General features: G+C 72.4%; 8 protein-coding genes and 2 pseudogenes. 4 read left to right on the forward strand and 6 right to left on the reverse strand.

The annotated features are described in order from the left end of the window. Window positions 1-61: 61 nt before the first annotated feature. Window positions 62-1,597, reverse strand: coding sequence for a serine/threonine-protein kinase (locus LC193_RS25710; protein ID WP_226077761.1), 1,536 nt, complete (start codon window positions 1,595-1,597; stop codon window positions 62-64). A gap of 182 nt (window positions 1,598-1,779) precedes the next feature. On the opposite strand from LC193_RS25710, the gene LC193_RS25715 reads away from it, so the two are divergent. Further along, the gene (locus LC193_RS25715) at window positions 1,780-3,618 is read left to right on the forward strand and encodes a protein kinase domain-containing protein (RefSeq protein WP_226077762.1); all 1,839 of its coding nucleotides are present in this window, start codon (window positions 1,780-1,782) and stop codon (window positions 3,616-3,618) included. Window positions 3,619-3,793: 175 nt separating this feature from the next. On the opposite strand, the gene LC193_RS29030 is transcribed toward LC193_RS25715, so the two are convergent. Then, complete coding sequence (locus tag LC193_RS29030; protein WP_264086282.1) at window positions 3,794-7,108, reverse strand: S8 family peptidase; 3,315 nt, start codon at window positions 7,106-7,108, stop codon at window positions 3,794-3,796. Between the two features lie 419 nt (window positions 7,109-7,527). Between LC193_RS29030 and LC193_RS25725 the strand changes: the two genes are divergently transcribed. Beyond that, window positions 7,528-9,294 (forward strand): ABC transporter ATP-binding protein, encoded by a 1,767-nt coding sequence (locus LC193_RS25725; protein WP_226077763.1) that lies wholly within the window; start codon window positions 7,528-7,530, stop codon window positions 9,292-9,294. Between the two features lie 61 nt (window positions 9,295-9,355). Here the strand turns inward: LC193_RS25725 and cutA are convergent, their stop codons facing one another. Further along, window positions 9,356-9,679, reverse strand: coding sequence for a divalent-cation tolerance protein CutA (cutA, locus tag LC193_RS25730; RefSeq protein ID WP_226077764.1), 324 nt, complete (start codon window positions 9,677-9,679; stop codon window positions 9,356-9,358). Next, window positions 9,676-10,539: a class I SAM-dependent methyltransferase gene (locus tag LC193_RS25735; protein WP_226077765.1), complete on the reverse strand. Its 864-nt coding sequence runs from the start codon at window positions 10,537-10,539 to the stop codon at window positions 9,676-9,678. Before LC193_RS25735 ends, cutA begins: the two co-directional genes overlap by 4 nt. A 284-nt stretch (window positions 10,540-10,823) precedes the next feature. On the opposite strand from LC193_RS25735, the pseudogene LC193_RS25740 reads away from it, so the two are divergent. Next, window positions 10,824-11,191 (forward strand): annotated as a pseudogene (locus tag LC193_RS25740) (transposase); the annotation flags it as partial. Between the two features lie 459 nt (window positions 11,192-11,650). Next, window positions 11,651-12,226, forward strand: coding sequence for a DUF998 domain-containing protein (locus LC193_RS25745; RefSeq protein WP_404819485.1), 576 nt, complete (start codon window positions 11,651-11,653; stop codon window positions 12,224-12,226). 407 nt (window positions 12,227-12,633) lie between these two features. On the opposite strand, the pseudogene LC193_RS25750 reads toward LC193_RS25745, so the two are convergent. Beyond that, window positions 12,634-12,747, reverse strand: a pseudogene (locus LC193_RS25750) (IS5/IS1182 family transposase); the annotation flags it as partial. 179 nt (window positions 12,748-12,926) lie between these two features. After that, entirely contained in the window at window positions 12,927-13,976 is a 1,050-nt protein-coding gene (locus LC193_RS25755; RefSeq protein WP_226077767.1) for a LacI family DNA-binding transcriptional regulator, read from the reverse strand. Window positions 13,977-14,082 lie beyond the last annotated feature (106 nt).

Consider the following 14,082-nt stretch of genomic DNA (forward strand, 5'->3'; position numbering starts at 1 on the left):
GGCCGGGCGGCACGTGCGCACGCGTGCCACCCGGCCCCCGCCGCCGTCCTGGAACGGGCCCTCAGGGCCCGGTGATCTCAAGCCGGTCGATCAGCTCCTCGTACAGCTCCTCGCCGTACCGCATCGCGTTGCCCTCCTCGCCCGGCATGAGGAGCTGGACCCGCCACATCATGCTCTCCTCCTCGATGCCGTAGAAGAGCGCCATGCGCCGCTGGGCCGGCAACGGCCCGTCGTAGTCGGACGCGTGGGTCGTGACCACCATCTCCGCGGCCTCGCCGCCCTGGAACTCCGCCTCCGCGTGGTCGCCTTCGACCTCGTCGTACCTGCTGTCCTCCTGATATTCGCCGAGCTGCGCGCCGGCCGCCTGCAACGCGCCGCGCGTCTCCTCGCGCCGCAGCCAGATGTCGATGGTGTAGATGCCGTCGGGCGACGTGAAGACGAGATGGTCCTCGTCGTCCTCGTCGACGGTGCGGGTGTACCCCTCGGGCACGGAGACCGCCATGTGGAACCGGTCCTCCGCCCGCTCCTCCCAGAGGATCTCCTCCTCGTCGCCGCCCGAGGGCCACAGCACGACGAGGAGCGTGGCCACCAGCGCCAGGCAGAGCCCCGCGGCGACGAGCGCGAGCGGCTTCCGCCGGTTTGCGGGTCCGTCCGGCGGCGCGGTGACGACGTGCGTGGGCGGCAGCGGCGGCGGGTCGGCCACCGCGCGGAGCGCGCGGCGGACCTCGGCGGCGTCCGGGCGGGCCGCGGGCGCCTTGTCCAGCAGGCGCAGGATCAGGTCGCCCAGCGGTCCCGCGCCCCGCACGGGCCGTTGCGGCTCGGCGGACATCACGGCCTGGAAGGTGGCGGCCGCGGTGTTCCGGCGGAACGGCGACACCCCCTCGACCGCCACGTACATGAGCACTCCGAGCGCCCACAGGTCCGAGTGCGGCCCCGGCCGCTGGCCGAGCGCCTGCTCGGGAGCCATGAACTCGGGCGAGCCGATCAGCGAACCGGTGTCGGTCAGGCCCTGCTCGCCCTCGACCCGGGCGATGCCGAAGTCCGTCAGCACCACCCGGCCGTCCTTGCTGAGCAGGACGTTGGCGGGCTTCACGTCCCGGTGCGTCACGCCCGCCTCGTGCGCCGCGACCAGGCCGTCGAGCACGGCGAGCCCGATCCTGGCGACCTCGCGCACGTCGAGCGTGCCGGTTTCGAGCACGTCGGCGAGGGATTCCCCGTGCACCAGCTCCATCACCAGCCAGGGCCGGCCGTCCTCGACGACGACATCGTGGAACGTGATCACCGAGGCGTGCGTGATGCGTGCCGCGGCGCGCGCCTCCCGCTGCATGCGCTCGTGCAGCGTCGCGCGCTGGCGTTCTGGCACGGTGTCGGGGATGCGGGGCTCCTTGACCGCGATCTCCCGGTCCATCAGCTCGTCGTGCGCCCGCCAGACCGTGCCCATGCCGCCGTGGCCGAGCCGCCGCGTCAACCGGTACCGGCCGCCGAGCAGCCGTCCTTCGGCGGGAGAGGCCGACGCACCGCCCGGCGCGGGCGGCCTCGCCGGCGCCGGCAGGGAGTAGCTGGTGGTGTCGTCGTCCTGGATGCCCTCACGTGCCATGGCCCCGACCTTATGGACCGGCTGGGGAGCGGACCAGTTGGGGTGCTGTTCGGATACACAGTCGTGACGGGCGCGGAACGGGCATGTGCGGGTCACGGCTCGTGCCGTCGTGGTGACCCGGACTCGCGCCGTGTCCTACGCTGTTCACCTGGTCATCGTTCAACCACACGGGGGTGTTGAGCATGGACCGCACCGTAGGGCCGGGACGACTCGTCGGCGGGCGGTACGAGCTGTCCGAGTTGATCGGCAGCGGCGGGTTCGGCAGGGTCTGGAAGGCGCACGACCGGCGGCTCCGGACGAATGTCGCGGTCAAGGGGCTGTCGTTGCCGCTGTCCGCGTCTCCCACCGAGCGCGAGGAACGGCTCAGGCGCGCCGAGCGGGAGGTCCTCAACGCCGCGAGACTGCGCGACCATCCGCACATCGTGAGCGTGCACGACGTCGTCGTCGAGGACGACATTCCGTGGATCGTCATGCAGTTCGTCGTGGGCCGGTCGCTGAGCGAACGCCTCAGGGCCTCCGGCCCGCTGTCCGTGCGCGAGGCCACCGAGGTGGCCAGGGCCATGCTGAAGGCGCTCGACGCGGCGCACCGGGCGGGCATCGTGCACCGCGACATCAAGCCGGCCAACGTCATGCTCGCCGACAGCGGCGACATCCTGCTCACCGACTTCGGGATCGCGACCCACGAGGACGACGTCTCGCTCACCGTCACGGGCAGCGTCGTCGGCTCGGTGCCCTACATGGCGCCGGAACGCGTCCACGGCGAGAAGGGCCAGGCGCCGAGCGACCTGTTCTCGCTCGGGGTGACGCTGCACGAGGCCGTCGAGGGCGCCTCGCCCTTCGGCCGGGACTCCACGCCCGCGTCGCTGCACGCGGTGGCCTACGAGGAGCCGCCGCGGGCCGTGCGCGCGGGAACGCTCACGCCCCTCATCACACGGCTGCTGGCCAAGGCGCCGGGGGACCGCCCGACGATCGCCGAGGCGCTCGCCCTGCTCGACTCCCCGGCGGGAACGGCGGCTCCGACCGCCGTCGTCACGGAGGCGTCGCGGGGACCGCTCGCAGCTCTGCCCACGGCGACGGCCCTGCCGCCGGTGTTCGGGGCGCCGCCCCCGGCCGTCGCCACCCCGGCGGCGCCCACGCCCGTGCCGCAGGTCGCCCAGCCGGGGGCCGGCGTCGCCCCGTGGCCCGCCGCGTCCCGCAGGCCGGAGCGGTCGTGGCTCGGGTGGAGCGTGGCCCTCTTCCTCGGGGTGATCACGGCCGCGCTCGTGGTCGTGCTCGTCACCGACGACGAGGAGGACGCCCCGCAGGGAGGCACGGTCTCGTCGGGCGGCGGGGAGTTCGGCAGTACGGCGCCGGTGTCGATCGAGGACATGGAGTCGGCGGAGTCGACGATCGCGGTGTCGGGTGTGGAGGGGAATGGTCCGGTGTCGTTGGGTGTGTGGGTGGATTTGGATCATTCGTTTGTGGGGGATTTGGAGATGGAGTTGGTTGCTCCTGATGGGACGGCTTTCGAGTTGGAAGCGGAGGATGAGCCGCGGGAGTACACGGTGGACGCGTCGGAGGTGGGGGCGAGTGGGACGTGGACGTTGCGCATCGACGACACGGCGCGGGCGGACGAAGGCACGCTGAACTCCTGGTCGCTGCGTTTCGGACCGGGGCAGGTGGGCGGGCAGAACGCCTCGGGCGGCGGTGAGTCCACCGGGCAGGAGTTCGGCAGTACGGCGCCGGTGTCGATCGAGGACATGGAGTCGGCGGAGTCGACGATCGCGGTGTCGGGTGTGGAGGGGAATGGTCCGGTGTCGTTGGGTGTGCGGGTGGATTTGGATCATTCGTTTGTGGGGGATTTGGAGATGGAGTTGGTTGCTCCTGATGGGACGGCTTTCGAGTTGGAAGCGGAGGATGAGCCGCGGGAGTACACGGTGGACGCGTCGGAGGTGGGGGCGAGTGGGACGTGGACGTTGCGCATCGACGACACGATGAGGGCCGACGAGGGAACGCTCAACTCCTGGTCCCTGCGCTTCTGACCCCGGCCTTCCCGCGTTCGCCGAGAGGCGCCCCGAGTCGCCCCTCGACGAACGGCGGGCGGGTACCCCCGGCCGGGCCGGGAGCCCCGCCCCGGCCCCGCCAGGGTGGGGCCGGGCCGACCCGCCCGCCGCGGCGGACCGCCGGTGAGGCCGACGGCCCGCCACGACCCGGCTGTCAGGCGGTCCGGTACGCGTCGATGATCGTCTGCTCCGTGGTGTTGCCCTCCCGGTCGGTCAGCTCGGCGTGGAACGACACCGAACCGCCGGCCGCCGGATTCGCCACCGATATCGCGCCATCGGTGACCGGCGCCTCCTGCCAGGTCGCGCCGCCGTCGTCGGAGACCCGGACCGTCAGGGACGCGGGGCCGTCCTCGGCCGCCGTGCCCTCCACGGTCACCGGAACGCGTATCTCCTCACCGGCCGGCGCCGTGCTGTCGGACGCCAGCTCCGGGGAGAAGCGCACGAGCGAGACCGGTATCGAGCGCACCGCGCCGTCGGGGTCGGGGGCCGAGGTGAACCCGAACGTCGCCGATATCTCCGTGCTCACCCCGGCGTCGGGGCGCAGGGCCGTCGTGGTCAGCTCGTAGCGGCCCTCGGCCGAAGGCACCTCGAAGCTGCCCCAGCCCCGGAGGAAGTCGTCCTGGGTGTGGATCACCTCTCCCTCGTAGGACAAGGTGGTCGTGCCGTGGCCGCCGGAGATGTGGCCGTAGTGCGCGGAACCGTCCGACACGGTCGTCAGGAAGGCGTCGATCCGGTTGTCCACCCGTGCCAGAGCGCCCTCGCCCGGCGGCATCGGGGCGAACACCCCGACCCCCATGCTGTCGCGGTAGGTGTCGCCCGCGGTGAACTCCTGCCCGGATGCGGTGAACGAGCCCTGCTCGCCCGGGCCGGCGAAGTTCAGGGTGTACGACCAGGTCCCGCCGGTCACATACAGCGTGACGTCGGCCGGCAGGTCGCGTTCCGGTCCCGTCCCGCCGCGTCGGCCGCCCGCGACCTGGAGCCATCCCGTGGTGTCCTCGGTGGGCGCGCCCAGGGTCAGCCGCACCTCGGCCAGCTCATCGCGCGTGAACCGCTGCTCGTGGCCCGTGAAGTAGGTGCCCGTCCGCTCGACCATCGTGTGGTACTCGGTGTCGCCGGCCGCCCAGGACGTCTGGTGGGTGGCGACCAGTTCGCCCTCCGGCAGCGCGGGCCCCAGGTGCTGGGTGAGGAGCACGGTGCCGTCCAACGCCTCCCAACCGCTGTTGGCGTTGAGGGCCGGCAGCGCGATGTTGTTCATGGCGTAGAACGGCTCGGCGTTCTCGTCGGCCACCGACAGCTCGACCTCCTCGGCCTCCCGGGCGTCGACCGTCACGGTGGTGTCCTCGTCCAGGGTGGGCAGGACGACGGTGTGCCGGGCGGACCAGCCCTCGCCCTGCATGGAGGACAGCAGCAGGTAGTCGCCGCCGTCGGGCAGCCGCATGACGTGCGAGCCGCCCTCGACGGAGAGGTAGGTCGACGCGCCGGTGGTGCGGTCGATCAGCGTCCCGGACCAGTGCGCCGGGGCCGAGCCGTCCACCTCGACGGCCTCGATGGTCAGGGCGTGGGACTCGCCGTTCAGCTCGATCGCGCCGGCGGTGCCCACCGTGTGCCCGTCGCCCGAGGCCGTCACGAACATGCTGTAGGCGCCCGTGGGCGTGTCGGTGCCGAAGGCCGTGTCGGCCGTCGCGTCGACGGTGGCGGTGCCGCCGGCGGGCACGGTGACCGCGTCGGCGCCGAGCCGGAAGGTGCCCTCGGGGGCGGGGCCGCCGTCGGGACCCACCGCGGTCAGCGAGAGGTCCAGCGTGACGTCCTCGGTGCCGAGGTTGCGGTACGTCAGCTCCCGCGTGACCGGCTCGTTGTCCGCGTGCGGCCACTCCTGCGCGCCGAAGCTGAGGGACACCGGCTCGGCCACGACCGTCTGCTCGATCGCCGCGGCCACGTCCGTGCGCCCCGCGCCCTGCTGGTACGCGCTGTACCCCGCGACGGGACCGGCCGAGGCCACGAGCGCGGCCTTCAGGCGCTCCCCGCTCCAGTCCGGGTGCTGCTGCGCGAGCAGCGCGGCAGCACCCGCGACGTGCGGCGCGGCCATCGAGGTGCCCGACAGGTGCATGTAGCCCTCGCCGACCGGCTCCCTGCCGTCCGCGAGCCAGCTGCCCTCGGCCGCCGCCGCGGCGATGTCCACACCGGGCGCCGTCAGGTCGGGCTTCAGCGCCGCGTCGTCCACGCGCGGGCCGATCGAGGAGTTTCCGGCCAGGGCGTCGTCCTTGTCCACCGAGCCCACCGTCAGCGCCGCGTCCGCCGTGCCGGGCGAGCCGAGGGTGCCGGGCTCGGGGCCCAGGTTGCCCGCGGAGAGGACGAACAGGACGTCGGTCTCCGCCGACAGCCGGTCGATCGCCTCCTCCAGCGGATCGACGCCCGGCGTGTCGCTGCTGCCCAGGCTCATGTTGACGATGTCGGCGCCCTGCTCGACGGCCCACTCCATGCCGGCGATGATCTGGGAGTCCATGCCGCCGCCGAAGTCGTCGAGCACCTTGCCGTTGAGCAGGGAGACGCCCGGGGCCACCCCGGTGTACGCGCCGCGCGCGCCGGCCGCGATCGACGCGACGTGCGTGCCGTGGCCGTAGCGGTCCTCGGTGCCCTCGTCGTCGCTGAAGTTGGCCGCGGCGACGACCTTCCCCTCGTCCAGGTCGGGGTGCGTCGTGTCGATTCCGCTGTCCAGGATCGCGATGGTCACGCCGGCGCCGTCGAATCCCGCGTCCCACGCGGCCGGTGCCCCGATCTGCGGCACGCTGCGGTCGAGCGACGCGGTCCTGACGCTGTCGAGCGAAAGGGATGTGGCCCCGGCGGACAGGGTGCGCGGTCCGGTCAGCGACGCCCACCACCCGGCCGCGCCCTCGGGGGAGACCGTCAGCGCCTCGGCGCCGATGCTCTCCAACTCGGCGCGCACCCGCACGCCGTCGTCCGCGAACAGCCGGGCGGGCCGTTCGCCCTCGTAGGAGGCGATCACGGGGATGCCGTCCCCGGCCAGGCGGGCGTACTCCGGCCGGCTCAGCTCCGCGACGTCGAACAGCCGGAGGTCGACGAGCCCTTGGGCGATCAGCGGGCGCGCGTCCGCGGGGACGACGAACGTGCCCTCGCTCGTCCCGGTCACCTCGACCGGTATGTCCTCGCGGCCCTGACCCCGCTCGACGCCGAGTACGGCGCCTGAGGCGTCGAGCGTGACCCGGTCACCGGTGATGAGGGTGATCTCGTGGGCCGCGCCCCGCGCCAGGTCCTGCCCGTCGGCGCCGGGCGCCGGAGCGCCGGGCGGGTCGGCGGCGGCCGGTGCGGCCAGCAGCGGGCCCCCGGCCATGGCCAGGGCGATGGCGACGGCCGCGGCGGGTCTCCTGTGCCGGTGGCGCGTACGGCGTTCGCCGCCCGCCGGATGACGTGGGGGTGTGTGACCCCGTGTGTACTCAGAGTTCTCTCGCACACCGGGAGCGTACGTGCCCCACTCGAATTTGTGTGCGGCGGCAAATAGCTTTCGTTTTCGTTGCCCCGGAACCAGCCGAATTCACCGCTCCCGCGATGGCGCGAACCTCCTCCGCCGACGGCGTACCGATCCCTTGTCCGCCTGGTCACCCGGCAGTTGGCCGGCAGAGAAAGTGGCCGAAATCCGACGGCGCACAAGGCCCGCGAGGCGCCATCGCCCGTCGCGCGGGCGAACAGCGCGCGCCCGTTCCGACCCTTCTGTCCCCCGTGCGCCGCCCGCCGCGCGGCCCGTGCAGACTGGGACGAACTCGCACCTTTGAGCGACTGCCTCCCGGGGGAGAAGCAGCAGGGGCCGGTGGTCGTCGGACGTGCCGGACACGCCCAAACCGTGCCCGTTGCTTCACGAGAAAGGTTTCTGCCGTGGCATCGCCGGAAGGTCCACTGGACCACCGATACCGAGGCGAACATCCCGTCCGCACTCTCGCCTACCTCTTCCGCCCGCACCGCTGGCGGCTGGCCGCAGCCTGTCTCGTCTTCACGGTCAAGCACAGCCCGGTCTGGCTGCTGCCGCTGGTCACCGCCGCCATCGTGGACACGGTGGTGCTGCATCTGCCGCTCAGCCAGCTGTGGATGAGCGCCGGGCTCATCGCGGTCATCCTGGCCGCCAACACGCCGCTGCACCTGCTGTGGGTCCGCCTCATGCACGGCAGCGTCCGCCGCACGGGGACGACGATGCGTTCCGCGCTGTGCACGCGCATGCAGCAACTCTCCATCGGCTACCACTCGCGCGTCAGCGCCGGCGTCCTCCAGACCAAGGTCGTGCGCGACGTGGAGACCGTCGAGCAGATGGTGCAGCAGACCTCGGAAACCGGCCTGGGCGCCGTCACGGTGCTGGCCGGCGGCCTGATCATCATCGGGGTGCGGACGCCCGAGTTCCTGCCCGTCTTCCTGCTCGTGGTGCCCGTCGCCTCGATCCTGATCTTCCGGCTGCGCAGCCGGTTGCGCACGCACAACGAGCACTTCCGCCAGGAGGTCGAGCACCTCTCCTCCCGCGTCAGCGAGATGACCCGCCTCATCTCCATCACCCGCGCCCACGGCCTCGAACGCGACGCGCTGCGCCGGATGGACGGCACGCTGCGGCGCGTTCTCGACTCGGGCCGGCGCCTCGACCTGCTCAACGGCCGCTTCGCCTCCCTCGCCTGGGTCTTCCTGAACGCGCTCGGCATCGCCTTCCTCACCGCTGCGGCGCTGATCGCGTACTACGAGGTGTGGCCGATCACCGCCGGCGACGTCGTCATGCTCAGCGCGTTCCTCACCACGCTCACCAACTCCACGACGACCCTGATGGGCCTGACCCCCGTCATCACCAAGGGACTCGAATCCGTCCGCTCCATCGGCGAGGTGCTCCAGGCCCCCGAACTCGAACACAACGAGGGCAAGGACCAGGTCGAGCAGGTGCGCGGCGCCGTGGACTTCCGGCAGGTCGGCTACGCCTACGAGGACGCGGAGGCGCCCGCGGTGCGGGACTTCACGCTGTCCGTCCGGCCGGGCGAGACGGTCGCGCTCGTGGGCGCTTCGGGTGCGGGCAAGTCGACCGTGCTCAACCTCGTCATCGGCTTCATCCGCCCCACCTCGGGCCGCATCCTGCTCGACGGCCGCGACATGACCGAACTCGACCTGCGCACCTACCGGCACTTCGTGTCCGTGGTGCCGCAGGAGTCGATCCTGTTCGAGGGCACCGTGCGGCAGAACGTGGCCTACGGGATGGAGGGCGCGGACGAGGAGACCGTGCGCCAGGCGCTCGTGGACGCCAACGCGCTGGAGTTCGTCGAACGCCTGCCGCAGGGGCTCGACACGCTCGTCGGCGACAACGGCGCCCGGCTCTCTGGCGGGCAGCGGCAGCGGCTCGCGATCGCCAGGGCCCTGATCCGCGACCCTCGCATCCTGATCCTCGACGAGGCCACCTCGGCCCTCGACACCCGCTCCGAGGCGCTGGTGCAGCAGGCGCTGAACCGGCTGGTGCACGGGCGCACGACGTTCGTCGTCGCACACCGCCTGTCCACCATCCGCAACGCCGACCGCATCGTGGTCATGCAGGACGGGCAGATCCAGGAGATCGGCTCGCACGACGAACTGCTCCGGCGCGAAGGCGCCTACACCCGCCTCCAGAGCCCGCAGCTCACCTGACGCCGCGCCGTCCGCCGCCGTCGCCCCACCGCCGTGGCGACGCCGGCGGTCCCGCGCCGGGTCAGCCCTGCCCGGTCTCCTCCGTCAGCCAGGCCAGGTAGGCGGCGCTGCCGTGCGAGATCTCGGTGGCGATGATCTCGGGGGTGTCGTAGGTGTGCACGCTGCTGATGTGCGCGGCGAGCCGGGTGAACGCGGCGGCCGGCGTCTTGTAGAGGACGCGCCACTCCTGCTCGGTCCTGACCTCGCCATCCCAGCGGTAGACGCTGGTGACCGGGCCGTCGATCTGCGCGCACGCCGCGGCCCGCGCCTCGACGGCCGACGCGGCCAGCGCCTCCGCGGCCTCCTTGCTGTCGGTCGTGGTCATCACGGTGATGTGGCCGGTCATGGCTGCCCCTTCCCAGTGCGGCTGCTTCCGGGGGACGCCGTCCGTGGCCGGCCCCGCGCCCCGCGGGCGGCACGAGCGTACCCGGCGGCGGCCCGCGCGGCGCCGGGTGCCGCCGCCGGCTGCCGGCGGAACAACGCGGTCCACAGGAACGCGCGGCCGAAGAACGCCGAATCGTCCGGCTCCTCCCGCATGCGGCGCAGTTCGATCTCCACCAGGTCGGAGAAGACCCACCGCAGCGACGCGGCCGTGTAGGCGAGGCCGCCCCGCAACGCGCGCTCGCGGTAGAGGTCCGCGTCGGAGAGTTCCGACCCCATGCCCCCGGGGCCGGCGGCGAAGCAGGTGAGCGCGAGATGGCCGCCGGGGGCCAGAACGCGGTCGAGGAGAGCGAGGTAGCCGACGCGGCGGTGCGGCGGCAGGTGGTGGAAGCAGCCCGAGTCGACGACCAGGTCGTAGGGGCCGCTCAACTCGGTGGCGGAGAGGGCGAAGGCGTCACCGCGGAGGAAGCGGATGCCGGCCCCGGCCTCGTGCGCCCGTTCCTCGGCCCACCTGATGGCGACGGGGGAGAGGTCGACCGCGTCCACCTCGAAGCCCCGCGCGGCGAGGTGCAGGGCATTGCGGCCCGGTCCGCAGCCCAGGTCGAGCGCACGCCCCGGAGTGATCAGGCCCTGTTCGAGGTAGGCGGCCAGGTTCTCGTCCGGCTTCGCCACGAAGAACGGGACCCGCCGGGACCGGTCGGAGTAGAAGTGGTCCCAGAAGTCCGTGCCGTCGCCGGTCGCCGGGCGGTCGGTCCCGGGCCCCGATGCGAACAGGTCGTCCAACAGCGCGAACACGTCCTCGACGGTGCGTACGGTCCGGTCCATCCGGCCCCCTTTCGACGTGTCGCGATCGTAGGCGGGCACGGGGCGAAAGGCCAGGTCAGACGGCATGCTCGGAAGCCCGGCACGCGTTCCTGCCGACCTCGGACGAGGTGGGCGGCAGCCGGGTCCCGCCCTCCGCCCGGCCTCCGCCCGCGCGGCCGCGCGGGGCCGGGAAAGGGCCGTTCCCCGCGCCGCCCGGCGGACTTCTTCGACACGTTCGGCGGCCCTCACCCGCGCCGCCGCGGCGTCGCACCGCCTCGGGTGAGGAACGTCCTTCACCCCGACGCGGCTTCGAACCGGTGATGGCCGCCATCCGCGCCCCCGAATCACAGGAAGGCCCCGCCTCGGACCCGAGACGGTCCTGGCCGACAAGGCCCACTCCTCCCTCGCCATCCGCCACCACCTGCGCAGACACGGTATCCGGGCCGTGATCCCCGTCCCGGCCGACCCGGCTGCCCACCGCAGACGGCGCGGCAGCCACGGCGGCAGACCACCCGCCCTTGACCGCGAGATCCACAAGCAACGCAACACCGTCGAACGGTGCGTCAACCGCGACAAACACTGGCGCGGCCTCGCCACCCGCTACGACAAAACCGCAACCATCTACCTCGCCGGACTCCACACCGCGAGCATCTTCATCTGGTCCGCACGATGATCCCAACACAAGTGCCTGGGCGAAGCGGACGTGGGCGCCCTGGCTGACGGCGCGGTGGCCGAGGGCTGGGCGATGTGAGTCCTGCCGACCCGACGGGGCCGAAGAGGATGACCGACGCGCCGACCTGTGGCCAGCGCAAGGCTCCCAGGTCACGGTTTCGGGCGGCGGGCAGTTTCGAGGAAGCGGTGAAGTCGGACTCCTCCAGGGTGACCGGCTGCTCGAACTCGGCTCGCTGCCGCGCTGTACATCCTTTGGTGTAGATCGTCTGACGGTTTACACGCGGATGGGGAGTTGATGGCATGCGCGTATGGAATTCAAACGACCACACCTGGCCGCCGGCCGCCGTTCAGGAGCGGCAGCAACGTGAATTCGGCGGCCGAGTTCGGGAGCCGGTTACGGCGTGCCAGGGTTGGCGCGACGCTCTGGCTTCTACAGCCCATTTACCTCCTGGTCGAACTGGTGACCGTCAGCCAGGTGCGAGCCCCCTACAGCCTGCTGCACAACACCATCAGCGACGCCGGGGCCGCGACCTGCACCAGCGTCTCCTACCCCTGGGGGCCCGTACCGGTCTGTTCGCCGCTGAGCTGGCTACTCAACGCCGTGACGATCCTTTCCGGCGTCACGTTGGCCGCCGGCGCGGTGCTGCTGCACCGATGGTTCCCCGCAGGCCGTTCCCGGACCTGGGCGACCGGAATGGCGGCGGTGTCCGGGCTGTCTCTGATCGGCACCGGGCTCGTGCCGCTTGACGTCAATCTCGCCCTGCACGCGTTGGTGGCGGCGCCTCAGCTCCTCACCTTTCCCGCGCTTCTGCTGTTCCTGGCATCGGTGCTCCGCGATGTGTCGCGTTCCTCGTCCCGGACGTGCGTCGTTGCCGCGGCCGTATCCACCGCCGGGACGGTCGCCTTCCTCCTGCGCGTCGAGGAACCCCTCGGTGGCGGCATGCTTGAGCGGACCGCGCTGTGGCCGCTCTACCTCGCGCTCGTGCCGATCGGCCTCGTGCTCAGTCGGGCCGGCCGAGTTGCTGGTCGCCCGTGATCGCTTCGTGTGCCTCGCCGGACCATGCGGTGCGAGGTGGTTCACGCACGCGACCTGCGCGTCCCGCGCGGGACGCGCAGGTCGCGTGCCGCTTGGCCGCGCAGGGCGGGAAGGAGCCGCCTGACCGGTTGCGGCATGTCTGCGGTCACCAGGACCGTGTCCCACGTGGCGCGGGCAGGGAAGTGCCTCGGCTCCCCGAGGGGACCGGGGAGCCGAGACGTTGCCGGCTGGCCCGGGCCTCTGGTAGCGGGAGGCGTTTGCGGGTGAGGGGCTGGGGATGAAGGTGACTCCGTTCCATGCGGCGGGGGCGGGGCGTCGCTTGGGGAGCATGGCATGCGGCCGCGCCAGTGTTCGATGCGGTCGACGTACCGTTGGACGGTGTCGCGTTGCTTGTGGGCCTCGCGGTCGAAGCCGGGGGCGTCACGGGCTCGTCCCGGGGTGAGGTGGGAGGCCGAAGGCCGGCAGTTGCCGTCGGCCGCCAAGTGGATCCTCGTCGTCAGTCCGCCGCGGGAGCGTCCGATGGCGAGGTCCGCCGGTTCGCCGTCCGCGGCCCCCTTGTGAAGACTCGCTCCCCTGTGCGTCCAGGGACCACATCCGGAGCCGGTTGCGGACACCTCTTCAGTTGCCGTACTTCTCCGGCAGGTGGACCCACTGCGTCCCGGTCCGGAACGCGAAGGCGGTCGCGCCGTTCCCCGGCCGTTCACCCGCCGGGCGCGGCGGCCGGGCCCGCCGTGCTCTCGCGGATCGCGAGCCGGTGCGGCACCACGCGCTCCTCCGGCGGGAGGTCGGCGTCGCCCGAGCCGCCGGCCGCCTCCGCGATGCGCAGCAGCAGCAGTTCCACGGCGACGCGCGCCACCGCCTTCTTGTCGGGGGAGACCGTGGTCAGCGTGGGCACGCTGAACCGCCCGCCCTCCACGTCGTCGAAGCCGACGACGGCCACGTCCCGCGGCACCCTGAGCCCGCGTTCGTGCAGGGTCCTGATGGCGCCGAGCGCCATCTGGTCGTTGAGGCACAGCACCGCGTCGGGCCGCGGCCCCGTGTCCAGCGCCCTGGCCACCGCGGCGGCGCCGTGCGGCATGCGGAACTGCGCCACGGGCATCACGGCCGTCGGGTCGTAGGGCAGGCCCGCGGCGTCAAGTGCCTGGCGGTAGCCGAGCGTTCTGGCTTCGGCGGTGCCGGGCGGCGGCGCGTCGCTGCCGCCGACGACCAGGATGCGGCGGCGCCCGATGGAGAGCAGGTGTTCGGTGGCGTCCCTGGCGGCGCGGACGTTGTCGATGGCGACGTGGTCGGCCCAGCCGGGCTCGATGGCCTCGCCGAGCAGCACGGCGGGCAGGGTGCGCCTGCGGTCGCGCAGGTCCTCCGTGGTCAGCGCGAGCGGGCTGAGGATGACGCCGTCGGCGAAGTCGTGGTCGAAGCCGTGCAGCGCGGACAGCTCGTGCTGCCGGTCGGCCCGGGTCTGGTGCAGCAGGACGGTCAGCCCGTTCCGCTCGGCCTCGGTGATGATCCCGTTGGCCAGGTCGGCGAAGTAGGGGAAGTCCAGCTCGGGGAGGACGAGCGCGATGATGCCGGTGCGTCCCCTGCGCAGGTGCCGGCCCGCGAGGTTGACGCGGTAGCCGAGTTCCGCGATGGCCTCGCGCACGGCCTTCCTGGTCCGCTCGGAGACGTGCTCGTAGTCGTTGATGACGTTGGAAACCGTCTTCTCCGACACACCCGCACGCAGTGCCACGTCCTTGATCCTGGGCCTGGCCACCCACCCACCTCCCTGAGCCGGCACATGATCGTACGCGGCCCCGCGGCCGACTCCTCGCGCCCATCGCGAATGGTTGTGCTCATAGCACGGGAAGAGATGAGGCGCA

Origin of the sequence: Streptomyces marincola (assembly GCF_020410765.1) — a bacterium.
Lineage (GTDB): Bacteria > Actinomycetota > Actinomycetes > Streptomycetales > Streptomycetaceae > Streptomyces > Streptomyces marincola.